This is a genomic window from Ochrobactrum sp. RH2CCR150 (assembly GCA_014138095.1).
GTDB lineage: Bacteria > Pseudomonadota > Alphaproteobacteria > Rhizobiales > Rhizobiaceae > Brucella > Brucella gambitense.
On the sequence record JACGXE010000009.1, the window covers coordinates 36,463 to 59,739 of the forward strand.

A 23,277-nucleotide genomic window follows, 5' to 3' on the forward strand; every position below is an offset into this window, starting at 1 on the left:
CGAGGGTCCAGTTCGTCAGTATATTGATCCTGTCCGGCTTCCCCATCCTTCGAGACGCACCCTGCGGGCGCTCCTCTGGATGAGGAAACTACGGCTTGAGGAGGCGCGAAGCGCCATCTCCAAAATCACTCGAATTCCATGATCAGTTCATCGACGGCAAGGCTCTCTCCAGCCTTGACGGCAATGCGCTTGACGGTGGCGCGGCGCTCTGCGCGCAGCACGTTTTCCATCTTCATGGCTTCGACTGTTGCAAGCGGCTGCCCGGCTTCCACCGTAGCGCCTTCCTCGGCCAGAATCGAGGTAATGACGCCCGGCATCGGGCAGAGCAGCATTTTCGACGTATCCGGCGGCAGCTTGACCGGCATCAGCTTTGCCAACTCGGCGACGCGGGGCTTGCGCACATGCGCTGTCAGGTCCATGCCGCGCCAGCGCAGACGCCAGCCGGAACCCGCACGAGCAACCTTCACGCTGACCGGCTTGCCGCCGACCGTGAATGTGGCCAGCTGGCTGCCGGGGTGCCAGTCGCTGGCAATGGTGAGGTCGCCGCCATCGGCGAAGTTCACCGTTGCGCCGCCTTCGCCATCCGCAAGGCGGACGGGCACCAGATGATCACCAATCTTCACAACCCAGTCATTACCCGGCTTAACGTCCTGACCGGAAATACGACCGGAAATCTGTGCATCACGGGTGACGACGGTGCGGTTGATATGGGCCGCAACAGCAGCCAGCAGGCGTGCGTCGTCTTCCGACGGTGTAACGCCAGCGAAGCCATCTGGATATTCTTCGGCGATGAAAGCCGTGGTCAGCGCACCGGCTCTAAAGCGCTGGTGATCCATGACGGCAGACAGGAACGGCAGATTATGGCCGATACCTTCAACTTCAAATGCGTCGAGCGCATTGCCCATGGCGTCGATTGCGGCAAGGCGATCCGGACCCCAGCTGCAAAGCTTGGCGATCATCGGATCGTAGTACATCGAGATTTCGCCGCCCTCGAATACGCCGGTATCGTTGCGGATAACCGTTCCGTCTTCGCGACGACCTTCCACAGGCGGCCGGTAGCGCGTCAGGCGACCGATCGATGGCAGGAAGTTGCGATACGGGTCTTCCGCATAGAGACGGCTTTCCATGGCCCAGCCATTGAGCTTCACATCGGCCTGACCGAAGCGCAGTTTTTCGCCTGCGGCGACGCGGATCATTTCTTCCACGAGATCGATGCCGGTGATGAGTTCCGTCACCGGATGCTCCACCTGCAAACGGGTATTCATTTCAAGGAAATAGAAATTGCGGCTGCCATCGACGATGAACTCAACCGTACCGGCGGAGTAATATCCAACTGCCTTGGCAAGCGCGACGGCTTGTTCACCCATGGCCTTGCGGGTGGCTTCGTCGAGAAAAGGTGAGGGCGCTTCCTCGATCACCTTCTGATTTCGGCGTTGGATCGAGCATTCGCGTTCGCCAAGATAGACGACGTTGCCGTGCTGGTCGCCGAGCACCTGAATTTCGATATGGCGCGGCTGGGTGACGAATTTTTCGATGAAAATGCGGTCGTCGCCGAAGGAGGCTTTGGCTTCGTTGCGCGACAGTTGAAAGCCTTCGCGGGCTTCCTCGTCGTTCCACGCAATACGCATACCCTTGCCGCCACCACCGGCAGAGGCCTTGATCATCACCGGATAGCCGATCATGCTTGCGATCTTCACCGCTTCATCGGCATTCTCGATCAGACCCATATGGCCCGGCACGGTGGATACGCCCGCTTCGGCGGCCAGTTTCTTGGAGGTGATCTTGTCGCCCATCGCGTCGATGGCGTTCACCGGCGGTCCAATGAAGGTGACATTGGCTGCCTTCAGCGCTTCGGCAAAGCGTGGGTTTTCCGACAGAAAGCCGTAGCCCGGATGCACGGCATCCGCACCGGTCGCCTTGATCGCATCCAGAATCTTGTCGATGACGATATAAGACTGGTTGGAAGGTGCCGGGCCGATATGAACGGCCTCGTCGGCCATTTTCACATGCAGCGCATTGCGGTCGGCATCGGAATAAACCGCCACGGTCGCAATGCCCATCTTCTTTGCGGTCTTGATCACACGGCAGGCAATTTCGCCGCGATTGGCAATGAGGATTTTCTTGATCATTTTATCTACTCAACTGAACCGGATCACAGCGGAATGGTGTCGTGCTTTTTCCAAGGCGTGCTCTGCTGCTTGTTGCGCAGGCTGGCAAAAGCGCGTGCAATGCGGCGGCGCGAGGAATGCGGCATGATCACCTCGTCGATGAAGCCGCGTTCGGCAGCCACGAACGGATTGGCGAAACGCGCCTCATATTCCTTCGTGCGCGCGGCGATCTTTTCCGGGTCGCTCAACTCCGAACGGTAGAGAATTTCCGTTGCGCCCTTGGCGCCCATCACGGCGATTTCCGCCGTCGGCCAGGCATAGTTGATATCCGCGCCGATATGTTTGGAGGCCATCACGTCATAAGCGCCGCCATAGGCCTTGCGCGTGATGAGCGTGACCATCGGCACCGTCGCCTGGCTATAGGCGAACAGCAGTTTTGCGCCGTGCTTGATGACGCCGCCATATTCCTGCGCCGTGCCCGGCAGAAAGCCCGGTACGTCCACAAGGGTCAGGAGCGGTATTGAGAAAGCATCGCAGAAGCGCACGAAGCGCGCTGCCTTGCGCGAGGAATCGATGTCGAGGCAGCCTGCCAGCACCATGGGCTGGTTGGCGACGACGCCGACAGTCTGGCCCTCAATACGCAGGAAGCCGGTAATGATATTCTTGGCGAAGGCTTCCTGAATTTCGAAGAACTCGCCTTCGTCGGCCAGAGCGAGGATCAGTTCCTTCATGTCGTAAGGCTTGGTCGCGCTGTCGGGGATCAGCGTATCGAGCCGCATTTCCAGCCGCGACGGATCGTCATGGACCGGGCGAACCGGCGGCTTGTCGCGATTGTTGAGCGGCAGGAAGTCGAACAGGATGCGCACCTGTTCCAGCGCTTCGATGTCATTCTCATAAGCGCCGTCAGCGACCGACGACTTGGCAGTATGCGTGCGCGCGCCGCCCAGTTCTTCCGCCGTGACGATCTCGTTCGTGACGGTCTTCACCACATCCGGGCCGGTGACGAACATGTAGGAAGAGTCGCGCACCATGAAGATGAAGTCCGTCATGGCCGGGGAATAGACCGCGCCGCCAGCGCACGGGCCCATGATGACCGAAATCTGCGGAATGACGCCGGAAGCATCGGCATTGCGCTTGAACACATCGGCATAACCGGCCAGCGAAGCGACGCCTTCCTGAATGCGTGCACCGCCGGAATCGTTGAGGCCGATGACTGGTGCGCCGTTCTTCATCGCCATATCCATGATCTTGCAGATCTTCTGGGCATGGGTTTCCGACAGCGAGCCGCCGAGAACGGTGAAATCCTGACTGAACACGTAGACCTGACGGCCATTGATTGTACCCCAGCCGGTGACAACGCCATCGCCTGCCACTTTCTGCTCCGCCATGCCGAAATCGGTACAGCGATGTGTGACATACATGTCGAACTCCTCGAACGATCCTTCGTCGAGAAGCACGTCGATGCGTTCACGTGCGGTCAGTTTGCCTTTGGCGTGCTGGGCGTCGATACGGCGCTGGCCACCGCCAAGACGCGCTTCGGCGCGGCGGGCTTCGAGCTGTTCTAGGAGTTCCTGCATTATTGCGGCCTTCGAAAGTCGGTTATGAAACTGAAATGACAGGCATTTTTATATGCGTTTTCTGAAATGCTTAAAGCGCTTGTGAGCCGTCGAGAAAAGCTTGAAAAGGTGCGATTGTGTAAGTTATAAATTTGCAAATAGCAAAATGCGAAATTGCGAAAATGGCACCTAAGAAGCTCTATGTCGGCAGGAAGATACGCGAAATCCGCGAGCAGCATAAGGCGACCCAGTCGGCTTTTGCTGAACGTCTCGGTATTTCAACGAGTTATCTGAACCAGATCGAGAATAACCAGCGTCCGGTTTCGGCGGCTGTCCTGCTGGCGCTGGCAGAAAACTACCAGATTGATATCGGCGCGATTTCGCTTGGCGATGATGACCGGCTGTTATCGGCGGTTTCCGAGGCGCTGGCCGATCCTGTATTCGACAACTACAAGCCGAACCTTCAGGAGCTGAAGCTCATCACCCAGAATGCGCCGGGTCTGGCCCATGCTCTGATCGCGTGCCATCAGGCTTATCGGCGCAATAGCGAGCAGCTTGCCAGCCTTGATCATCAGCTGGGGCGCGCGCCATCGATAGCGGAGCCTGCGCCTTATGAGGAAGTGCGCGACTTCTTTCATTTTATCGACAATTATGTGCATGAGATTGATGTTGCAGCAGAAAAGCTTGCAGAACAGCTGGATATTCCCGGACGGGATATCGGCGTAGCCCTACCGCAATATATGGAAGAACGGCATCGGGTGCGGCTGGCGAGAGCTGGCTCCGACGAGGCGGTTCTGCGCCGCTTCGATCCGGTGGCGCGGGTTCTCTATCTCAATCCCTATTCGCCAGCTTCCACACGGCATTTCCAGATTGCGTTTCAGATTGCCGAACTTGAAATGGAAGATCTGGTCAATGCGATAGCACGACGCGCCGATTTCCGCTCGGTCGAAGCGGTCGAGATCTGCAAAATCGGCCTGCGGAATTATTTCGCGGGCGCGCTGGTCATGCCTTACCAGACTTTCCTCGCGGCAGCGAAAGAGCTGCGCCACGATCTTGAACTGCTGGCGTCGCGTTTTGGGACCAGTCTGGAGCAGGTCGCGCATCGTCTCAGCACTTTGCAGCGCTCGGGCCAGCGCGGCATTCCTGTGTTTTTCGCCCGCATCGACCGCGCAGGCAATATCACCAAGCGGCACAGTGCCGCCAAGCTGCAGTTTGCGCGCTATGGTGCTGCCTGTCCGCTCTGGAATGTGCATCAGGCCTTTGAAATGCCGGGACGGATTATCCGCCAGTTGGCCGAAACACCAGATGGCGCACGCTATCTCTGCGTGGCGACGGAACTGACGAAGAGCGAGGGTGGTTTCAACGCCCCGCAGCGGCGCTATGCCATCGCGCTTGGCTGCGAAGTGGGCTATGCGCATGATTTCGTCTATGCGGATGGTCTTGATATCACGGCGCGGTCAGCCTTCGACCCCATTGGCGTTTCATGCCGGATTTGCGACCGTGCGGAATGTGTGCAGCGCGCCGTGCCGCCGCTCAAAAGCAGGTTGGCGGTCGATCACGACCGCCGTGGTATCCTGCCTTACCGGCTGATGTAGATAGGGTATTTCTGGTTTCAATTGAAACCAGAAATACCCTATCCATTTGTTTTAACGCACATCTTATCCGAAAACCGTTTCACACTTTTCGGGATGTGCTTTAGAAACCGGTATGTTTCTTGAGGAAATCGGCTTCGTCTTCCGTCGTGCTGCGACCTAGCACCTTGTTGCGGTGCGGGAAACGTCCGAACTGCTCGATGATATTGTGGTGTTCGCGGGCAAAGCCGAGCGAATATTGGTCGCCGAGCTTTTCATAAAGATCCACGCAGCGGCGCTGGTTGTCCAGATTTTCGCTGTGCATGAAGGGCAGGTAGAAGAACTGCCGCTCATCGGCGGAAAGCTGCCGGTCGAAATCGTGGTCAAGCGCCTGCATGGCCACATCCAGCGCCAGACCGTCGCTCTCGAAGGAGCGGGACGAACCGCGGAACATATTGCGCGGGAACTGGTCGAACAGAATGGTCAGGGCCAGTGCGCTTTCCGGCTGTTGTTTCCAGGATTCGAGCTTGCCAGCACGTGCGTCTTCATAGGCTGCCGCAAATTTCTCGCGAATCTCTTCGTCGATAGCATCGCTTTTCGTGAACCAGTTTTCACGCATCTTGGCTGAAAACCAGAATTTGAGCACATCTTGCGGTTCAATAGCCATTGGGGGCCTCCTTTTCTGGTTTTTCGTCTTTTGTTTCAGGCTCAGGAACTATTGAGCCTTGGGCGGAGCCTGATCCGGCTGCGGGCAGGGCGGCTCTCCCTTGAAGTTGCGAGACATACAGGCGAATCGATCAAAACTCTTGCCCGTATCCATGGCGGCTTTCCCCGCGCCGCCGCAGCCCGTAAGGATGATGCCGGATAGCAGTGTGAGGGAGATGAAGATACCGGGTCGTTTCATGGTGTTTTCCCGAAATTGGACAGGCGCTGTAGGCTGACAAGATAATAGGTACGGGCGCAACGCAGAACAATAGAGCGGTTACCGGCTGTTGTCCTTGCGTACACCCAAGGGTTTCACATTCTCGCGAGATTAATCGGGTATGGTTGCAACTATTAACCGGTCAGCAAGTTCTATCTTCTAGTAGCGATCGGTAATGGCCTCGTGGCGGAATGCAACGCAGGGAGCCTGCAAACTCCCCTGTCCTTGGTTCAAACCCAGGGCGAGGCCTCCATTATCCCCTTCCTCGATAATTTGGCACATTCTGTTCCGGGATCCACACATCCTGCGGTGCTGCGCCGGTCTGGTAAAACACGTCAATCGGGATACCGCCGCGCGGATACCAGTATCCGCCGATGCGCAGCCATTCCGGTTGTAGCAGATCGACCAGACGCTTGCCGATGGTCACAGTGCAATCTTCATGGAAAGCACCGTGATTGCGGAATGAAAACAGGAAGAGCTTGAGCGATTTGCTTTCCACCAGCCAGCGGTCCGGCACATAGTCGATCATCAGATGGGCGAAATCCGGTTGGCCGGTCATGGGGCAGAGCGAGGTGAATTCCGGCGCGGTAAAGCGCACGCAATAGCGCGTGCCATGCTGCGAATTGGCGACTTTCTCGAGAACTGCTTCTTCGGGCGAGGTTGGTACGCCGGTGGTCGAACCCAGCTGGGTAAGGCCGGAATATATTGTATTTTCTGACATTTAAGCGCCTTTCGTCAGGTTACGGCGCAGCCAGTTTCGCGCTTATGCGCGCAGCTCAAGCATTGCTGCTTGGCTCTTGTCCTTGTTTTGACCGGGTAGGCTGCGACCGGTGGCAAGATTGCCGATGCGGCTGCACTACCAGCCAGCCGAGCAGGCGTAAAGGGAAATAGATACAAGAAGGCCCGCGCGAGGGGGCGGCGCGGGCCTTCCTTAAACCGGCTTCAATCGGCTTGCTTTAACGCATATTCCGAAAACCGTTCCAAACGTCTCAGAATATACTCAGCGGCGATCCGAAATCGCACATCCGATGGCCACGCCGATCAGAATGCCGAGAATGCCGGCTGTCCCGAACAGCGTGGTCGCCGTTCCGGGGTTCTCACGTATCGTTTCCGCCACAACTTGTCCGCGGTCACGAACAGCCTGCGCCGTGTGCCGCAGCCGACCCGATACGTCATCCATTGCGTCTTCCGCACGCTCCCGGAATTCTCCGGATTGGGAGGCAAGCGTACGGGAAAGACGTTTCAACTCACCGCGCATATCGGCGATCTGCTTTTCCAAAGCCTGCTGGACATCGTTGGTGGTCTTGTCTTCGGCCATTTGTCGTCTCCGTTGATTGATGCAAGGAAAACGTGCGGAAGGCCGTTCGGTTCCATTCCATTTCAGAGCTGTGGGGGGCTTATGGTAAACGGATCATAAACCATTTTAATTTACCAATTTCGAATACATGAACTGTCTGGAGCGGGGCCAGAATGTATATCGAGAATGGTGCGCCTATCAGCCGAAGCGAGCCGGTTTCAGCACGTATCGTCAAAGCCGCAGCGCTTGCGCAATGCTGCATTGACCAGCAGGAACCGCCGCAATCACGCGCTTTTGCCGAAGCAAGCCTGACGCTGATGCTGGATGACCCGTCGCCCAAAGTGCGTATCGCCATGGCCGATGTTCTGTCCACCAGTGCGCATTCCCCGTTGCACATCGTTACGGCGCTCGCTGCCGATCAGCCGGAAGTGGCGGGCTATATAATCGCCCGCTCGCCGCTTTTGAGCGAGGCGGACCTTATCGACCGTGTTTCCTTCGGTGCGCCGCTGATCCAGTTGCTGGTCGCTGCCCGCCCGCATGTTTCCATCGCACTTGCCGCTGCCATTGCCGAAGTCGGCACATTCGAATCGGTTGCCGAACTGCTTCGCAACGGTTGCGCGCGGATTGTGCCGCTGTCGTTTCGTCGGATCGCAGAGCGTTGCGGACATGAACCCCATGTGCGTGAGGCGCTACTGGCGCATCCGCAACTGCCCGCCGATTGCCGTCACTTGCTGGTGGTGAAGGTTGGCGATGCCTTGAAAGAAATGCCGCTGGTCAATCGTCTTCTGGGCGAGCGCCGCGCTGCGAAGCTGGTTGGCGATGCCGCCATGCGTGCCTCCATCGACATTGCCGAAGCCTGCTCGCAACAGGAGTTACCTGCCGTGGTGGAGCATCTGCGTCTGCGCGGCGAGGTGACGACCACTTTCATCATTCGCGTTGTCGCGGGCGGTCGTATCGACCTGTTCGCGGCTCTGATGGCATCGCTGTCTGATTTGGATGAAGACCGTATCTGCTCGATCATTTCGCATGGACGCCCTGCGGCGCTGGTTGCGCTGTTGCGTTCAGCCGGGCTGGGTGATGCGACCCACGCCGCGCTGATCGCAGCCATAGAGGCGTGGCGCGCTGTTGCCAGCGGACGCAGCAAGTTTGGCCCAGTGGAAGTCTCCGCCCTGATGCTTGAAACCGCTGGTAAAAGCAGACAATTGGCAGCAAATGACGATCTGTTCGCGTTGCTGCGTTCAATCCATCAGGAATTCATGCGCCAGACCGCGCGCGACCGGCTGAGCCTGATGTCGGTTGCCTGATCGATTACGATTTGCGGGATGGGATAAGCAGGCTTAGAAAATAGCCTACAGTCGTTCCGCAGACGGCGCCGGCAGCCTTGAACAGAAAATCCGCAATTTCCCCGTGACGCCCGGGCGCCAGACGCTGCAAAAGCTCGAATGCGCCTGCGCAGCCAACGGTCAGTAACAGGACCGATAGCCAATGACGGGGGTAGGCGAGGGAAAAAAGTGCACCCACGACAAAGAATGCTCCGAACCGCTCCACATTCGCGGGCTCACCACTGATCGGGCGCAAGTTGATTGGGCCGACCGTGACAATGAGGATGAAGACGAGGACAAGCCAGGCAACAATGCGCAACAGACGCTTCATGAAACTATGTCCTCTATCCGGCTCTATTCTTCGCTGTGATCTCCCTCATCAGGTTCGTCCTGCTTGGGATCTCCGCATCGGGCATACATACGGTCTGTAACGGATTTTTTGAGACCGTTGCCGAACGGCAATTCGTAATGCGCGATGACATCGACGCCCATACACCATTTAACATCGTGCGGCGAGAGGCCATAATTGGTTTCCAGAAAGCCCGTCACATATTGGATGCCGTCGTCGCACGTGTCTGTTTTGCAGAATTTGCCATCCTGCGCGAGTTGGCGAATCGACCCTTCGCCGATCTTGACGACGATCGGCTCGACCGCAAATGGAACCGCACCGCCGATTGCGATGACGATGAGTCCGATTAATGTGTATTTTACCGAGCGCCGCATAAATTGCCGTCATACTTGTTTCGTGATGTCGCTATAACGCATAATCGGCAATATCATGGCAAGATCGCCCAACCGATACAGCGCTATATTGCTGTTTTAATGCGCCTTTTCTGTCAATTTTCGCGTGTTCTCACTGATTTCCGTCTTTTATAAGCCCAAGTTTGCGGCTCCTAAAAGAATGCCAATATTTTAGTATGTGACGGATTGATGTTGACTTTTACGTAAATGCAGTTGCACAACATTCAATCACTTAAGGTTGAGGCGTGATTGCTGTGGTGCGCGAATATTATACGATTACGGAGCTGACGCGGGAATTCGGGATATCGACCCGCACCCTGCGTTTTTATGAGGACGAAGGACTGATTGCGCCTGTTCGGCGTGGCCGTACCCGCTTGTTCCGCCCGTCGGACCGCCACCTTCTCAAGCAGATTTTGCGTGGCAAGCGTCTGGGTTTCTCCATCGCCGAGATTCACGAGATCATCCAGATGTATCGCGAGCCGCCCGGCGAAACGGGCCAGCTCAAGCTTTTGATGAAGCGCGTTGAAGAAAAGCGCGACGACCTGCGCCAGAAGCGCCGCGATATCGACGAGACGGTCGGCGAACTGGATCAGATCGAAGAAGCTTGCATCGAGCGGCTAGCGGAACTCGGCGTCAGCACCTGACGTGTCTGATCCAAAAGTCGCCATGCCGGTCTGCAAATGGCAATTTCTGCGCTCCCGGTGCTCACATACCCAAAAGTACGCTGCGCTCCGGTTCTCGAAATCACCATTTTCGCCACGGCCTGCCGCTTTTGGATTCAGACACTGACGCCGCTTATTCTGGTTGCGTATCGGGAACCGGTGAACACATATTCGCGATTTCCCGCACCGTGCTGTTGTTCTGCTGATCGGCCTTGCCGGTAAACACATCGTCGAACAATTGCGCCTTGTCGAGTTCACTTACAACGCAGCCGCAGAATTCCTTGCAAAGTGCTTCGCTGCCTGTTTGCGAACAGGCTGCCACGCAGGACTGCGTGAAGGCTTCTCTGGGCGCTGGTCGGGCAGGCGGCGCAATCTGCACAAACACGTAAACCAGTGAAATGAGCACCGGCTGGTGAATGAGGTAGAATGCAAGGCTGTGCCTGCCGATAAAGGTGAGCGGCTTTTGCAGGAAAACGGGCTTGATACCTCCGGCAAGCAACGCCAGCAAATTGTAGCGCTCTGCAATACGCGCCGCCGCGATCCCCACCAGCACAGCGCCAAACCACGGAAACAGCGGCACATAGTCGTTGGAGCGCACTGTGACAGTCGAAAGTCCGACAAAAGCCAGTGCGGGATGATTGAAGATATCGGCGCGGGCAAAATAGGGCGCTGCGATGACCAAGGCCGCCGCGATCAGTGTCACAATCCACGGCAGACGCAGGAAAAGCAGGCCGAGAACGCTTGCCAATGCGATCTGGTGAAGAATGCCGAAAAAGATGAAGCTCTCCGGCGACATCAGATAGGTGACGCCGGTAATAGCCGCCGCGGCGACCACGATCTGCGCCAGGCGTATGCCCATCGAACGCCAGCGTATGCCGCGACCGTGGGCCAGAACGAGGCTGAAACCGACAAGAAACAGGAAGCTGGAGGCAATGCAGCGCGCAAACAGTTTCCAGCCACCTTGTGCGGTGGTTGCCGGGGCCATATAGCCGAAAAACTCCAGATCCCAGCCAAAATGATAGATCGCCATGGCGATCAGCGCGATGCCGCGCGCTATATCGATGCGTCCGAGACGCCCCAGCGAGGCGCGAGGGCTGGCAGGTGTGGTTTCTGCTTCGGCAGTGTTCTGCATGGTGCTTTCCGGCTCCGATTCCTCGCAAATCTCTAACACAGCCTGAGCCCAATTCTATAGTATTGCGATAGGCGGGATTCGATCCCGTGTTGATTGGTTCGCTTGGGGCTTCATAGTGTTCTATAGTTTTTCAAAACTTTTCTGGCTTTTCTTTCAACCACTTACGATCATTTTCTTGTTCGTTTTGCTTGGCGTGGTGACTGTTCTGGTCGGTTTTCGCAAAACCGGCCTGGCTGCGTTGGGAGCGGCTGCGCTCATTTTGTTTGTCAGCGCTTTCACGACGCTCGGCGCTTTGTTTCTCGCGCCGCTGGAAGATCGTTTCCCCAAAGCTGCTTTGCCAGAGCATGTCGACGGCATTGTCGTTCTGGGCGGTTACATGAACGGTGACATCAATGCGGGACGACCGGGATTTGAGTTGAACAGCGCCGCCGACCGTATCGTCGAGACCATGCGGCTTGCGCGGCTTTATCCGAATGCAAAGGTTATTGTTTCTGGCGGCGAGGGCGCATTTTTCGAAGAATCCAGCAGCGAAGCCGACACGACTCGCGCGCTTTTGAATGATCTTAGTTTCTTCGGGGATCGCTATATTTACGAGAACAAGTCGCGCAACACAGTTGAAAATGCGGTGTTTTCGAAAGAGCTGGCCCAGCCCAAGCCGGGTGAAAAGTGGTTGCTGGTGACCTCCGCTTATCACATGCCGCGTTCTGTCGGCTGTTTTCGCAAGGCCGGTTTCGACGTGATCGCATGGCCGGTCGATTACAAGACGCGCCTCAACGAGAAGTTCTCCATCTATCTGGAGTCACCCAATGATGCCCTGTCGCGCTTCAGCGTGGCGATGCGGGAGTGGGTGGGGCTGGCCGCTTATCGTTTTACAGGGAAGACAGATATGTTGCTGCCGCAACCCTGATGCCGCAATTCTGCCGCCACTATAAAGGTTTTGTTAACGAAAAAATTTGGTAAGCTTTTGATTGAAAATATATTTTGGAAGTGCGGGGCTGGCAGTTTGAACAGGCTGCCTCATTTCAGCCGCTTTTCGCCGTTGCTTTTCGCGCTTCACGTAGCTATATGATTGGTAACAGTGCCGTGATCAAAACCACTGTTATCCGGACCGTTACACAATAGGGTTATGAAAAGTTCCATGGACGAAACCGTTCAAAAATCCTGCTGGGGCGTTACGCTCTGGGCAGTCATTGGGCTCGCCGCTATCATTCTCATGGCCTACCTCTTCTCTGTCTGATCGATAAGGCGCTGCGGATCCGAAAGATCTGTAAGCAGCGCGGAAACAGAGCTACGCATTCCGGAAAATTGATGCCGCATTTCGGCAATCGGTTTGCGTTATTCCTTTCCTACACTATCTGATATGAATGTACCGAAACGCGTGCTGTATTCGTTTGCGCATACAGCAGTCCTGACAGGGCCAGTGTTACGGTCAAAGCTTGGTCAGTCCTCGAATGTCGGCGGGCTGTAGAAGGTGTGGAATGTTTCTGTCGGTTTTCGATCTCTTCAAGATTGGTATTGGGCCTTCCAGTTCCCATACGATGGGGCCCATGACGGCCGCCCGGATGTTTCTCAATGAGATCATCAACGGCAACTGGCCTCGGCCTGCGCATTCCAGGATCGTTCGCCTGAAAGCGAGCCTGCACGGTTCGCTGGCCTATACCGGCGTTGGTCATGCGACCGACCGCGCAGTCATTCTTGGCCTTTGTGGCTTTCTGCCCGACACGATTGACCCCGATATCATGGATACGGAAGTCGAGAAGGTTCTGGCGAGCAAGCAAGTGCAGCCGGAAGGCCATCCGGCCTATCAGTTCGATCCAGCGGTCGATCTTGTTCTCGATCGCAAGACACCGCTTCCCGGTCATGCCAATGGCATGGCATTCTCCGCCTATGACCGCGATGACAATCTCCTGTTACGCCGTGCTTACTTTTCCATTGGCGGCGGTTTCGTCGTCACCGAGGAAGAGCTGAGCCGCGTCCAGCGCAGCGGAGCGAAGCAGGATGACAAGGCTGATGTGCCTTATCCTTTCCGCAATGCCGCCGAGATGCTGGTCATGGCCCATGATAGCGGGCTGTCGATTGCTGAAATGAAGCGCGCAAATGAAGAAGTGCATATGTCGCGCGATGAACTCGACGCAGGTCTGGATCGCGTCTGGGGTGCCATGCGCGGCTGCATCGAGCGCGGCCTGAGTCGTGAAGGCATTATGCCCGGCGGGCTCGGCGTTCGTCGTCGTGCTCGGCATATCCACGACAAGCTCCAGGATGACTGGCGCAACAATCGCAGCAATCCGCTGCTCGCCAATGACTGGCTGTCGGTTTATGCCATGGCGGTCAACGAGGAAAACGCCTCGGGCGGCAGAGTGGTGACGGCGCCGACCAATGGTGCTGCGGGCGTGGTCCCGGCAGTGCTGCGCTATTATCTGCATTTCCACGACGATGCCGACCAGAAGGGTATTCGCGATTTTCTGCTGACATCGGCAGCTATTGGCGGCGTCATCAAGCACAATGCATCAATTTCCGGCGCGGAGGTCGGGTGTCAGGGCGAGGTGGGTTCGGCATCGGCAATGGCAGCAGCCGGATTTGCCGCTGTTCTCGGTGGTTCGCCTGAACAGATCGAAAATGCCGCTGAAATCGCGCTGGAGCATCATCTTGGCATGACCTGCGATCCGGTCGCCGGGCTGGTTCAGGTGCCTTGCATCGAACGCAATGCGCTGGGCGCCGTGAAGGCCGTGACCGCCGCGTCGCTGGCAGTAAAGGGTGACGGCAAGCATTTTGTGCCGCTGGATGCCTGCATCGAAACCATGCGCCAGACCGGCCATGACATGAGCGAGCGCTATAAGGAAACCAGTCAGGGCGGTCTTGCCGTCAATGTGGTGGCCTGCTGAGTACTCAACTTTAGGAGAACACGATTCTTCTTGCTTGAAGCGGTCGCGTCCCTTGGCTAAACCGCTTCCATGGCTCTCAATCTCGTCAAGCTTTGTGTTGGTTGCGATAGTATCGAAGATCTCGCAGCCTGGATCGATTTCCGCCTCGCTGAACAGCGGGGCGCTGGGCTCGTGCCCGAACAGACCCACACGACGCGGATGGTGCCGAAGCGCATTGATGAACTGCTTGAAGGCGGTTCGCTCTATTGGGTCATCAAGGGCAATATCCAGTGCCGCCAGAGACTGCTGGATGTCCGACCCTTTACGGATGAAGCAGGCATCAGCCGCTGCCATTTCGTGCTGGAATCGAAGATCGTTCCGACGGAATGGCAACCGCGCCGCGCCTTTCAGGGTTGGCGTTATCTGAGCGACAATGAAGTGCCGCGTGATGAAGCAGCCGGAAAATCGGGCAGGGCGGCACTCCCCGCAGAGCTGCGTCAGGAACTGGCCGCGCTTGGACTTCTCTGATTTGAATGTCTTTTAAAACAAAAAGCCCGCCAATCGGCGGGTTTTTTGTTGTGCAGCTCGGTTCTAGTCAGTTCTCGATCGTCACGCGAACGGTGATCGTGTTGGAATTGACAGGCAGCGTCATGCGCATCCGTGCGCGTGGCTGGGAAAGGCGTTTGTTGCGGGCTGCGTGGCTGACCAGCAGGCCGACGAGATCGCGGGTTTGAAACCCGGTGCCGCGGCGCACATCGGCAATCCGCAATGCGGCTTGCTTGAGTGTCTGCACCGAGAACAGCCCGCCCAGTGCAGGCGCACGGTTTTCTTCATGAGACCAGACGGTCTTCAGCGGCGGTTGTACGTAAGTGTCTTTCATATTGGACATCTCGAAACCCTCTACGCTTTACAAAATTCGGGTTTGAAGCTGTTGCGAGGGGCGAAAGTCCCCTCGCGCTTGATCAGTTAGCGACGGCATAGCAGCCGAAGCTCTTCTTCTTGAGAGATGCGCAAGCATCCCAAGCGGCCTGCTTCGAATTGAAGCCGACGAAACGGGCACGGTAGTAGGTGGCGTTACCCTTGCTGAAGGTTTCCGTGTAGGGCGATGCACTGCGCAGCGCGCCACCGACAGACGAGGAAGCCTTGGCAAGCATGTCGCGGGCCTGACCTTCGCTCGGCAGCGAACCAATCTGGATGGCCCAGCCGCCAGCGGATGGCGCCGAAGCGGTCGTAACCGGGTCAACATCCTGCTGCGATGCCTGAGCCTGCGCTTGGGCCTGCAACGTTCCCGATGGGATAGAGGCCTTTGGCGTCGGGCGAACGGCTGCCTGTGCGGCAAGAGCTGCCGGACGGGCGGTCGGAGCGGCCAGAGCCAGCACCTGCGGCTGATCCGCATCGCCTTCACCGGATTCGTTATTGATCGTGTCATTGACCGTTTCTACGCGTGCAACTGGGACAGGCGCATGTCTCGCCTTTGGCAGATCGACGGCGGCAACGGTTTGCGGCACGTCATTCGTCGCGGCAATGAGGGCGTCGGTGCTGCGGCCACGTTTGGCCTGCGGCAGATATTTGTTGATCAGCTGCGCCATGTGGGCATCACGGCTTGCACCGGTATTGCCGCCCATGACAACGGCGACGATGCGGCGGCCATCAAGATTGACCGACGAAACGAGGTTGTAGCCGGAAGCATTGGTATAGCCGGTCTTGATACCGTCCACGCCTTCAATGCGACCGAGCAGGCGGTTGTGACCGTTGATGGTCTGACCGCGGTAAACGAAGCTGCGACGCGAGAAATAGCCGAATTCACGCGGGAAATGCTGACGAAGCGCGATGCCGAGAATCGCCATGTCGCGAGCAGTGGAATGCTGCGCCATGTTCGGAAGGCCGGATGCGTTGCGGAATGTGGTGTTGCGCATGCCGAGACGACGCGCCTTGGCGGTCATCATCTGGGCAAAGCGCTCTTCAGAGCCGCCGATATATTCGCCGACTGCGGTGGCCGCGTCATTGGCGGATTTGGTGACCATGGCGAGCGCCGCATCTTCGGCGCGAATGGTCTGGCCGGGGCGGAAGCCGATCTTTGTTGGTGGACGCGCGCGGGCATAGGCTGACACGGGAATCGGCGTATCGCGGTTGATGCGCCCGGCCTGCATGGCCTCAAACAGCATATAAAGCGTCATCATCTTGGTAAGCGAAGCGGGATAACGCTGCGCATCGGCATTCGCGGCAAAAAGCGTCTTGCCCGTGTTCGCATCGACGACGATTGCAGCATACCTGTCGCTTGCGGCAATAGCCGGTATCGTGGTGGAGGCTGTCGAACAGCCCGTCACGGTCGCGAGAAGGAGCGTAGCTTGCGCCGCTTTTTTCAGGGCATATGCGACTTTACTGAATGCCAAACGCACGATGATGACCTATCTGAATGCTGGCCTATGAGCTGGCCTTGCCGGAACTTTTATGCTGCGGCACAAAAGGCACACAGCGATCTAATTCATCCACCCTAATGTCATCAGCGTTACTAATCCGTTTATGGTAAGTGTGTCGTTCATAATTATCCGAAAATTTTTTGGTCGCCCGGTCTCGGTCCCACCTTTGATCACGCATTTATGAAGACGGTTGTGCGTCTGAAAGGAACCCGTTCGGACAAAATGCGGGAGCGGTTTTTTGCAGAAAGCGTTAGCAATCCGGGCCTTGACCTATATTAGTTGTGTCAAGGGGGTCGCTGGTAATAAGTCTCGGTTGCAAGTGCTACTGAAGGGCTTAAAATCAGCAGGAAAAGACCTACATATTGACGCAGGGCGGGGTCGGCAGATGGGCATTTGGGTACAGGTTTCATGAGGCATTTCAATACAATCATGCAAAGCAAGACCGATGGCGGGAACGGGCCGGACAACGGCACCGTTGTGGTCACGCGCACGCAGCCTAAAACCAAGAAGCCCAGCCTCTACCGTGTCCTGCTTCTAAACGACGACTACACCCCCATGGAGTTCGTCGTACATGTCCTGCAGCGTTTTTTCCAAAAAAGCCTTGATGATGCCACGCGTATCATGCTGCATGTTCACAATCACGGTGTTGGTGAATGCGGTGTATTTACATACGAAGTCGCCGAGACCAAAGTGAGCCAGGTCATGGATTTTGCCCGCCAGAATCAGCATCCGCTGCAATGCGTGATGGAGAAAAAGTGAGGTCATATGCCATCGTTCTCTCCCAGCCTTGAAAGGGCACTGCATCAAGCCCTGACAATCGCAAACGAGCGGCATCACGAATATGCTACGCTCGAACATCTTTTGCTTGCCCTGATCGACGATCAGGATGCGGGCGCAGTGATGCGCGCCTGCAACGTCGATCTGGACCACCTCAAGCGCGTCGTTACCGATTATATCGACCGCGAACTCGATAATCTCGTCACCGGCTATGACGAGGATTCCAAACCGACGGCCGCCTTCCAGCGCGTAATCCAGCGCGCCGTTATTCACGTCCAATCTTCGAATCGCGAAGAAGTCACGGGTGCTAATGTGCTCGTCGCCATCTTTGCGGAACGGGAAAGCCATGCTGCCTACTTCCTTCAGGAACAGCAGATGACCCGTTACGACGCCGTGAACTATATTTCGCATGGCATTTCCAAACGTCCTCAGAGCGGCGAAACCCGTTCGCCACGGGGCGCTGAAAATCCGAGCGAAGAGCAACGCCCCGGCGTGGAGCAGGAAGAGGGACCGAAGAAGAAGCAGGACGCCTTGTCCGCTTACTGCGTCAACCTCAATGATAAAGCCAAGGCCGGTCGTATCGATCCGCTGATCGGTCGCGACAGCGAAATCAGCCGGACGATTCAGGTCCTGTGCCGCCGCTCGAAGAACAACCCGCTTTATGTGGGTGATCCCGGCGTCGGCAAGACGGCCATTGCCGAGGGTCTCGCAAAGCGTATCGTGGAAGGACAGGTTCCCGAAGCACTCGCCGATGCGACGATTTTCTCGCTCGACATGGGCACGCTTCTGGCCGGAACGCGTTATCGCGGTGACTTTGAAGAACGTCTGAAGCAGGTCGTGAAGGAACTCGAAGAGTTTCCGGGCGCGGTTCTGTTCATCGACGAAATTCATACGGTCATCGGAGCCGGTGCGACTTCGGGCGGTGCGATGGATGCATCAAACCTGCTCAAGCCTGCGCTTTCTTCCGGCGCGATCCGTTGCATCGGGTCGACGACTTATAAGGAATATCGCCAGTTCTTCGAGAAGGATCGGGCCCTTGTACGTCGCTTCCAGAAGATCGACGTCAATGAACCGTCGATCCCGGATGCGATTGAAATCATGAAGGGGCTGAAGCCTTACTTCGAGGATTTCCACAAGGTCAAATACACGGTCGACGCCATCAAGTCGGCGGTGGAATTGTCCGCGCGCTATATTTCGGATCGCAAGCTGCCCGATAAGGCAATCGATGTGATCGACGAAACCGGTGCCAGCCAGATGCTGTTGCCGGAGAACAAGCGCAAGAAGACCATCGGTGTGAAGGAAATCGAAGCGACCATCGCGACGATGGCCCGCATTCCGCCGAAGTCTGTCTCGAAGGATGACGAACTGGTCCTGTCGCATCTCGATGCGGAACTGAAGCGTGTCGTCTATGGTCAGGATCTTGCTATCGAAGCGCTGTCGGCCTCGATCAAGCTGGCCCGTGCGGGTCTGCGCGAACCGGACAAGCCAATCGGCTCCTATCTGTTTTCCGGCCCAACCGGCGTCGGTAAGACGGAAGTTGCCAAGCAGCTTGCCGCTTCGCTCGGTGTGGAGCTTCTGCGTTTCGACATGTCGGAATATATGGAGCGCCATACGGTTTCGCGGCTCATCGGCGCGCCTCCCGGCTATGTCGGTTTCGACCAGGGCGGTCTTCTGACCGATGGCGTCGACCAGCATCCGCATTGCGTGCTGCTGCTTGATGAAATCGAGAAGGCGCATCCGGACCTCTACAACATTCTCTTGCAGGTCATGGATCATGGCTCGCTGACTGACCATAACGGTAAGAAGATCGATTTCCGCAATGTGATCCTGATCATGACCACCAATGCCGGTGCGTCGGATATGGCCAGGGCGGCAATTGGTTTCGGCTCCACGCGGCGTGAAGGCGACGATATGGAAGCGATCAACCGGCTGTTTACGCCGGAATTCCGCAACCGTCTCGATGCGATCATTCCGTTCGGTCCGCTGCCGGTTCCGGTTATTCATCAGGTTGTGCAGAAGTTCGTTCTTCAACTCGAAGCACAGCTTGCCGAACGCGGCGTCACCTTCGAACTGACCGAAGGCGCAATCGCATGGCTTGCCGACAAGGGCTATGATGAGCGCATGGGTGCCCGTCCGCTTGGACGTGTTATTCAGGAGCACATCAAGAAGCCATTGGCCGATGAAGTTCTGTTCGGAAAGCTCAAGCATGGCGGTACAGTGCGCGTCGATGTGATCACCAAGGCAGACGGCAAGACCGACCTGTCGCTGGAATCAGTTGCCGAGCAGCCTGTGAAGCCGAAGAAGGACATTCCGGCGGAGAAGAAGATTTCTCCTCGTCGGAAGGCCGCTCCGAAGAAGGCTGAAAAGGAAAAGGTTCTCGCCGGTAAGGACGAACCAGCTCCTAAGTCAGCCGCCAAGGCGGCGCCGAAAGCTTCGGCTGCCAAGTCCTCGGTACCGAAAGTACCGCGCAAGAAGTAAAGCCTGATAAACGGCCCCTCTTCGGAGGGGCCGTTTTTGTTTATGGGGGGAATATGCAGTTCATAATTCGACCGGCCACGCCGTCTGATATGCCGCGCATAACGCATGTCAGAACTTCGGTAAGAGAAAACCATCTGTCTGTAGAGCAAATGGCCGGTATGGGGATTACGGAAGCAAGCGTCTCAGAAATGATTCTGGCGTCTCTTTGCTGTTGGGTCGCTCTATACGACAATGAGATTGTCGGTTTTTCGATGATTGATAACGCTGAAGGTTCGCTTTTTGCGGCATTCGTTCTTCCGGGCCATGAAGGTAAAGGCATCGGAAAGCGGTTGGTGCAAATCGCAGAGCAAGAACTGTTCAAGCGTCACGCACTGATTTGGCTTGAGACAGGAGCGTCAACGCGAGCAGCCGGCTTCTATCGGAGCATGGGGTGGGGGAACGATAAGACCGTTGGGCCGGATTACATTCGTCTCGAAAAGCGGCAGGCGTCTGAAGGTGGTCTTTCTTGAAGTGGCGCTTATCGCGTTAGAATTTTGTTTTAACGCACCTTGTTACCCGAAAACCATTTCACACTTTTCGGTATGCATTCTAACGTGACTTCATGCCAGCGACTCAACTTCCCGATCAATCTCCCCAACAGGACGTGATTTCAGCGCATAGCGGCCAGCATCTGCGCTGGTTCTTGCGTGGTTGCGGGCGCATTTTCAGTATTCCTGCCATATTGCTGATGAGTTCGTTCGTCGGCTTTGCGGGACTTGCCATTGAAAGCGGTATCTCCGTCGGGCAGGCGGTGTTCATGACACTGACCATCTGGGCGCTTCCGGCCAAGGTCGTGCTGATCGGCGCCATCAGTGCAGGCGTGTCGCTACCCGCCGCCGCGCTTGCAGTCGGCCTGTCGTCGGTGCGGCTTATGCCGATGGTGGTGGCGCTCCTGCCTGAACTCAAAGGACCGAAGACGCGCAAGCTGACATTGGCGGCGCTGTGCCATTTCGTGGCGGTCACGGCATGGGTCATGGCAATGGAAGAGTTGCGCAACATCCCGCGCGACATGCGCACCAGCTATTTCGCCGGGATCGGCTCGGTTCTGGTTGGAACCAACGCACTGGTGGTGGCGATTGTCTATATGCTGTCGTCTTCGTTTCCGCCGGTTGTGTTTGCTGCACTTTTCCTGCTCACGCCGATGTATTTTCTGACCTCGCTCTGGCGGTCGGCGCGCGAACGGGCAGGACAGGTCGCGATGGCGTCCGGTCTGCTGTTGTTTCCGGTCTTTCACCAGATTGCGCCTGGATATGATTTGCTGTGCACGGGCATTGTCGGTGGCCTGATCGCCTTCGGCTTCCATAGGAAGCGCAGCTTGGCGAAGGAGGAGGCACGATGAACTGGAACAGTTTCGACAGCTGGTGGTGGCCGTTCGTCTTCATCATTCTGGCGGGATCGCTGCCAACCTATATCTTTCGGGTCATGGGCGTGATCGTTGGCGGGCGGGTGCGCGAGGATTCCGAGCTTCTCGTACTGGTGCGCTGTGTTGCAACGGCGCTGGTCGCAGGCGTGATTGCGCAGCTTATTCTTTATCCGAACGGCGCTCTTGCTGATTCGCCGATCTGGTTACGGGTTGGAGCCGCTGGTGCAGGATTTGCCGCTTATCTGATGGCCGGCAAGCGGTTGCTCGTCGGTATCGCGGTCGCGGAAATCCTGCTGGTTACCGGGTTGCTCACGCTTTAAAAAGAGTCTTATCAGAGCGCTGCGCGGATTTTCTCAGCATTTGCTGAAAGAACGGCGGGGTCTTCCATCTGACCGGTATGTGGCTTGAGAGCGACGCCTTCAAAACGCGGAATGACATGAAAATGCAGATGGTAGACGGTTTGGCCGGAAGCCGGTTCGTTGAACTGCATGACAGTGACGCCATCGGCATTGAAGGCCTTCTTCACAGCCTGAGCGATTTTCTGCACCGTTCCGATGACAACAGCCAGCGTCTCGGGCTTGGCGTCGAGCAGATTGCGCGACGGTGCTTTCGGCACGACCAGCGTATGGCCGGTGCCCTGCGGCATGACATCCATGAAGGCGACGACATCGTCGGTTTCGTAGACGCGGGTGGACGGAATTTCACCGCGCAGGATTTTTGCGAAGATGTTGTTGTCGTCATAGGTGGCAGACATGCGATTCTCTCCAATGCTGGAATTTGCCAAATCTGACCGCATGGAGCGCATTTAGGCAAGCTTCGTTGGGTCAGTCTTCGTGGCGATAAGGTGTGTGTTCCTCCAGCGCCTCGTGAATTTGTTCAACCTCGCGCCGTTCCCGGTCGAGATAGTCACTCACGGCATCCCTAAAACTTTCATTGGCGATATAATGCGCGGAATGGGTGGTGACAGGTACATAGCCGCGCGCGAGCTTGTGTTCGCCTTGCGCGCCTGCTTCCACCACGCGCAGCTTGCGCTCAATGGCGAAATCGATGGCCTGATGGTAGCAGACCTCGAAATGCAGGAAGGGATGATCCTCGATACAGCCCCAGTGCCTGCCGAACAGCCTGTCGCCACCGATGAAATTGATGGCCCCTGCGATATAGCGGCCAGCACGCTTTGCCATGACCAGCAGAATATCCTCGGCCATGGTCTGGCCGATCAGCGAATAGAACTTGCGGTTGAGATAGGGGCGGCCCCATTTGCGGCTGCCTGTATCCATATAGAAAGCAAAGAAATCGTCCCAGACTGCTTCCGTCAGATCGCTTCCGGTCAGCCACTCTATTTCAATGCCGTCTGACAGCGCTTCGCGACGTTCCTTTTTGAGCGCTTTGCGTTTGCGCGAAACAAGCTCACTCAGGAAGTCATCATAATTGGCAAAGCCATTGTTTATAAAATGAAACTGCTGATCGGTCCGATGGAGGAAGCCTGCGCGTTCAAGCGCTGCAATTTCGTCGGGCAGGGCAAAGGTCACATGGGCTGAAGATACGCCTGCCTGATCCGTCAGCTCCCGTAAACCGCCTGCCAGCGCCAGCCGCACAGCTTCGCCGTCATAGGCGATGTGGTTGAGCAGACGGGGCCCGGTTGCAGGCGTGAAGGGGATTGCGGCTTGAAACTTCGGGTAGTAACGCCCGCCTGCGCGTTCAAATGCATCAGCCCAGCCGTGATCGAACACATATTCGCCCTGGCTGTGGCCCTTGAGATAGTTCGGCACGACGCCGAGCAATTCGCCCCGATTGTTTTCGAGGCGTAGATGGCGCGGTAGCCAGCCCGATTTTCGAGAAACGGAACCCGACTCTTCCAGCGCGGACAGAAAAGCGCGGGTGGTAAAAGGATTATAGTGCGCATCCTGCCGGGAAGCCCCGGCAAGACTGCTCCACTCGTCTTCTGTAAATTCGCTGATATTTTCAACGATGCGAAGAACAAAGCTTTCTTCACTGTGCGGATCTTCGTCGTTCACCGCAATTCCTTTG

24 protein-coding genes are annotated in these 23,277 nt (G+C 56.7%); 11 read left to right on the top strand and 13 right to left on the bottom strand.

The window, feature by feature from the left end; translation table 11 throughout:
- Window positions 1-125: 125 nt before the first annotated feature.
- Both FHW03_RS17715 and FHW03_RS17720 read right to left on the bottom strand, forming a co-directional pair.
- Window positions 126-2,129, bottom strand: coding sequence for an acetyl/propionyl/methylcrotonyl-CoA carboxylase subunit alpha (locus FHW03_RS17715; RefSeq protein WP_182521813.1), 2,004 nt, complete (start codon window positions 2,127-2,129; stop codon window positions 126-128).
- Window positions 2,130-2,152: 23 nt separating this feature from the next.
- Window positions 2,153-3,685: an acyl-CoA carboxylase subunit beta gene (locus FHW03_RS17720; RefSeq protein ID WP_182521814.1), complete on the bottom strand. Its 1,533-nt coding sequence runs from the start codon at window positions 3,683-3,685 to the stop codon at window positions 2,153-2,155.
- Window positions 3,686-3,846: 161 nt separating this feature from the next.
- On the opposite strand from FHW03_RS17720, the gene FHW03_RS17725 reads away from it, so the two are divergent.
- Complete coding sequence (locus FHW03_RS17725; protein WP_182521815.1) at window positions 3,847-5,259, top strand: XRE family transcriptional regulator; 1,413 nt, start codon at window positions 3,847-3,849, stop codon at window positions 5,257-5,259.
- A 100-nt stretch (window positions 5,260-5,359) separates the two neighbouring features.
- Here the strand turns inward: FHW03_RS17725 and FHW03_RS17730 are convergent, their stop codons facing one another.
- The 4 genes from FHW03_RS17730 to FHW03_RS17745 form a co-directional block, all read right to left on the bottom strand.
- The gene (locus FHW03_RS17730) at window positions 5,360-5,902 is read right to left on the bottom strand and encodes a DUF924 family protein (RefSeq protein WP_182521816.1); all 543 of its coding nucleotides are present in this window, start codon (window positions 5,900-5,902) and stop codon (window positions 5,360-5,362) included.
- A gap of 48 nt (window positions 5,903-5,950) precedes the next feature.
- Complete coding sequence (locus FHW03_RS17735; protein WP_078340813.1) at window positions 5,951-6,139, bottom strand: hypothetical protein; 189 nt, start codon at window positions 6,137-6,139, stop codon at window positions 5,951-5,953.
- A gap of 271 nt (window positions 6,140-6,410) precedes the next feature.
- Window positions 6,411-6,878: a preQ(1) synthase gene (gene queF / locus FHW03_RS17740; RefSeq protein ID WP_182521817.1), complete on the bottom strand. Its 468-nt coding sequence runs from the start codon at window positions 6,876-6,878 to the stop codon at window positions 6,411-6,413.
- 279 nt (window positions 6,879-7,157) lie between these two features.
- Window positions 7,158-7,475, bottom strand: coding sequence for a YqjD family protein (locus FHW03_RS17745; protein ID WP_182521818.1), 318 nt, complete (start codon window positions 7,473-7,475; stop codon window positions 7,158-7,160).
- 152 nt (window positions 7,476-7,627) lie between these two features.
- On the opposite strand from FHW03_RS17745, the gene FHW03_RS17750 reads away from it, so the two are divergent.
- Window positions 7,628-8,758, top strand: coding sequence for a DUF2336 domain-containing protein (locus FHW03_RS17750; protein ID WP_182521819.1), 1,131 nt, complete (start codon window positions 7,628-7,630; stop codon window positions 8,756-8,758).
- Between the two features lie 4 nt (window positions 8,759-8,762).
- Here the strand turns inward: FHW03_RS17750 and FHW03_RS17755 are convergent, their stop codons facing one another.
- Together FHW03_RS17755 and FHW03_RS17760 are read right to left on the bottom strand one after the other, a co-directional pair.
- A complete protein-coding gene (locus FHW03_RS17755; RefSeq protein ID WP_182521820.1) occupies window positions 8,763-9,107 on the bottom strand; it encodes a VanZ family protein in 345 nt (114 codons plus the stop codon).
- Window positions 9,108-9,130: 23 nt separating this feature from the next.
- The gene (locus FHW03_RS17760; RefSeq protein ID WP_182521821.1) at window positions 9,131-9,499 is read right to left on the bottom strand and encodes a hypothetical protein; all 369 of its coding nucleotides are present in this window, start codon (window positions 9,497-9,499) and stop codon (window positions 9,131-9,133) included.
- A 275-nt stretch (window positions 9,500-9,774) separates the two neighbouring features.
- On the opposite strand from FHW03_RS17760, the gene FHW03_RS17765 reads away from it, so the two are divergent.
- Entirely contained in the window at window positions 9,775-10,161 is a 387-nt protein-coding gene (locus FHW03_RS17765) for a MerR family DNA-binding transcriptional regulator (protein WP_078340841.1), read from the top strand.
- 151 nt (window positions 10,162-10,312) lie between these two features.
- Here the strand turns inward: FHW03_RS17765 and FHW03_RS17770 are convergent, their stop codons facing one another.
- On the bottom strand, window positions 10,313-11,311 hold the full coding sequence (locus tag FHW03_RS17770; RefSeq protein WP_182521822.1) for a DUF1624 domain-containing protein: 999 nt from the start codon (window positions 11,309-11,311) through the stop codon (window positions 10,313-10,315).
- Between the two features lie 115 nt (window positions 11,312-11,426).
- Here FHW03_RS17770 and FHW03_RS17775 point away from each other — a divergent pair, with 115 nt between their 5' ends.
- From FHW03_RS17775 to FHW03_RS17785, 3 genes are all read left to right on the top strand, one after another.
- Entirely contained in the window at window positions 11,427-12,218 is a 792-nt protein-coding gene (locus tag FHW03_RS17775; RefSeq protein ID WP_182521823.1) for a YdcF family protein, read from the top strand.
- A 571-nt stretch (window positions 12,219-12,789) separates the two neighbouring features.
- The gene (locus FHW03_RS17780) at window positions 12,790-14,193 is read left to right on the top strand and encodes an L-serine ammonia-lyase (protein ID WP_182521824.1); all 1,404 of its coding nucleotides are present in this window, start codon (window positions 12,790-12,792) and stop codon (window positions 14,191-14,193) included.
- 69 nt (window positions 14,194-14,262) lie between these two features.
- On the top strand, window positions 14,263-14,700 hold the full coding sequence (locus tag FHW03_RS17785) for a DUF1489 family protein (RefSeq protein WP_182521825.1): 438 nt from the start codon (window positions 14,263-14,265) through the stop codon (window positions 14,698-14,700).
- 67 nt (window positions 14,701-14,767) lie between these two features.
- Here the strand turns inward: FHW03_RS17785 and FHW03_RS17790 are convergent, their stop codons facing one another.
- Entirely contained in the window at window positions 14,768-15,061 is a 294-nt protein-coding gene (locus tag FHW03_RS17790; RefSeq protein WP_078340821.1) for a hypothetical protein, read from the bottom strand.
- 73 nt (window positions 15,062-15,134) lie between these two features.
- Window positions 15,135-16,571, bottom strand: a complete 1,437-nt coding sequence (locus FHW03_RS17795) for a D-alanyl-D-alanine carboxypeptidase (protein ID WP_182521826.1) — start codon at window positions 16,569-16,571, stop codon at window positions 15,135-15,137.
- A 429-nt stretch (window positions 16,572-17,000) separates the two neighbouring features.
- On the opposite strand from FHW03_RS17795, the gene clpS reads away from it, so the two are divergent.
- The 5 genes from clpS to FHW03_RS17820 all read left to right on the top strand — a co-directional run bounded on the left by clpS (window position 17,001) and on the right by FHW03_RS17820 (window position 21,569).
- Window positions 17,001-17,351, top strand: coding sequence for an ATP-dependent Clp protease adapter ClpS (gene clpS, locus FHW03_RS17800; protein WP_078340823.1), 351 nt, complete (start codon window positions 17,001-17,003; stop codon window positions 17,349-17,351).
- A gap of 6 nt (window positions 17,352-17,357) precedes the next feature.
- A complete protein-coding gene (clpA, locus tag FHW03_RS17805) occupies window positions 17,358-19,847 on the top strand; it encodes an ATP-dependent Clp protease ATP-binding subunit ClpA (protein ID WP_182521827.1) in 2,490 nt (829 codons plus the stop codon).
- A 53-nt stretch (window positions 19,848-19,900) separates the two neighbouring features.
- Window positions 19,901-20,356, top strand: a complete 456-nt coding sequence (locus FHW03_RS17810) for a GNAT family N-acetyltransferase (protein ID WP_182521828.1) — start codon at window positions 19,901-19,903, stop codon at window positions 20,354-20,356.
- Between the two features lie 92 nt (window positions 20,357-20,448).
- Entirely contained in the window at window positions 20,449-21,225 is a 777-nt protein-coding gene (locus FHW03_RS17815; RefSeq protein WP_182521829.1) for an AzlC family ABC transporter permease, read from the top strand.
- Entirely contained in the window at window positions 21,222-21,569 is a 348-nt protein-coding gene (locus tag FHW03_RS17820; protein WP_182521830.1) for an AzlD domain-containing protein, read from the top strand. The genes FHW03_RS17815 and FHW03_RS17820 overlap by 4 nt, the downstream gene beginning before the upstream one ends.
- 11 nt (window positions 21,570-21,580) lie before the next feature.
- On the opposite strand, the gene FHW03_RS17825 is transcribed toward FHW03_RS17820, so the two are convergent.
- Together FHW03_RS17825 and FHW03_RS17830 are read right to left on the bottom strand one after the other, a co-directional pair.
- On the bottom strand, window positions 21,581-22,003 hold the full coding sequence (locus tag FHW03_RS17825) for an HIT family protein (RefSeq protein ID WP_182521831.1): 423 nt from the start codon (window positions 22,001-22,003) through the stop codon (window positions 21,581-21,583).
- Between the two features lie 70 nt (window positions 22,004-22,073).
- The gene (locus FHW03_RS17830; RefSeq protein WP_182521832.1) at window positions 22,074-23,264 is read right to left on the bottom strand and encodes a GNAT family N-acetyltransferase; all 1,191 of its coding nucleotides are present in this window, start codon (window positions 23,262-23,264) and stop codon (window positions 22,074-22,076) included.
- Between the last annotated feature and the right edge of the window lie 13 nt (window positions 23,265-23,277).

Coding starts and splice junctions, on each gene's coding strand:
- FHW03_RS17730 (WP_182521816.1), bottom strand. CDS start 5,902: ATGGCTATTGAACCGCAAGATGTGCTCAAATTCTGGTTTTCAGCCAAG.
- FHW03_RS17745 (WP_182521818.1), bottom strand. CDS start 7,475: ATGGCCGAAGACAAGACCACCAACGATGTCCAGCAGGCTTTGGAAAAG.
- FHW03_RS17815 (WP_182521829.1), top strand. CDS start 20,449: ATGCCAGCGACTCAACTTCCCGATCAATCTCCCCAACAGGACGTGATT.
- clpS (WP_078340823.1), top strand. CDS start 17,001: ATGAGGCATTTCAATACAATCATGCAAAGCAAGACCGATGGCGGGAAC.
- FHW03_RS17750 (WP_182521819.1), top strand. CDS start 7,628: ATGTATATCGAGAATGGTGCGCCTATCAGCCGAAGCGAGCCGGTTTCA.
- FHW03_RS17780 (WP_182521824.1), top strand. CDS start 12,790: ATGTTTCTGTCGGTTTTCGATCTCTTCAAGATTGGTATTGGGCCTTCC.
- FHW03_RS17735 (WP_078340813.1), bottom strand. CDS start 6,139: ATGAAACGACCCGGTATCTTCATCTCCCTCACACTGCTATCCGGCATC.
- clpA (WP_182521827.1), top strand. CDS start 17,358: ATGCCATCGTTCTCTCCCAGCCTTGAAAGGGCACTGCATCAAGCCCTG.
- FHW03_RS17760 (WP_182521821.1), bottom strand. CDS start 9,499: ATGCGGCGCTCGGTAAAATACACATTAATCGGACTCATCGTCATCGCA.
- FHW03_RS17810 (WP_182521828.1), top strand. CDS start 19,901: ATGCAGTTCATAATTCGACCGGCCACGCCGTCTGATATGCCGCGCATA.
- FHW03_RS17755 (WP_182521820.1), bottom strand. CDS start 9,107: ATGAAGCGTCTGTTGCGCATTGTTGCCTGGCTTGTCCTCGTCTTCATC.
- FHW03_RS17770 (WP_182521822.1), bottom strand. CDS start 11,311: ATGCAGAACACTGCCGAAGCAGAAACCACACCTGCCAGCCCTCGCGCC.
- FHW03_RS17820 (WP_182521830.1), top strand. CDS start 21,222: ATGAACTGGAACAGTTTCGACAGCTGGTGGTGGCCGTTCGTCTTCATC.
- FHW03_RS17825 (WP_182521831.1), bottom strand. CDS start 22,003: ATGTCTGCCACCTATGACGACAACAACATCTTCGCAAAAATCCTGCGC.
- FHW03_RS17720 (WP_182521814.1), bottom strand. CDS start 3,685: ATGCAGGAACTCCTAGAACAGCTCGAAGCCCGCCGCGCCGAAGCGCGT.
- FHW03_RS17785 (WP_182521825.1), top strand. CDS start 14,263: ATGGCTCTCAATCTCGTCAAGCTTTGTGTTGGTTGCGATAGTATCGAA.
- FHW03_RS17715 (WP_182521813.1), bottom strand. CDS start 2,129: ATGATCAAGAAAATCCTCATTGCCAATCGCGGCGAAATTGCCTGCCGT.
- FHW03_RS17725 (WP_182521815.1), top strand. CDS start 3,847: ATGGCACCTAAGAAGCTCTATGTCGGCAGGAAGATACGCGAAATCCGC.
- queF (WP_182521817.1), bottom strand. CDS start 6,878: ATGTCAGAAAATACAATATATTCCGGCCTTACCCAGCTGGGTTCGACC.
- FHW03_RS17790 (WP_078340821.1), bottom strand. CDS start 15,061: ATGTCCAATATGAAAGACACTTACGTACAACCGCCGCTGAAGACCGTC.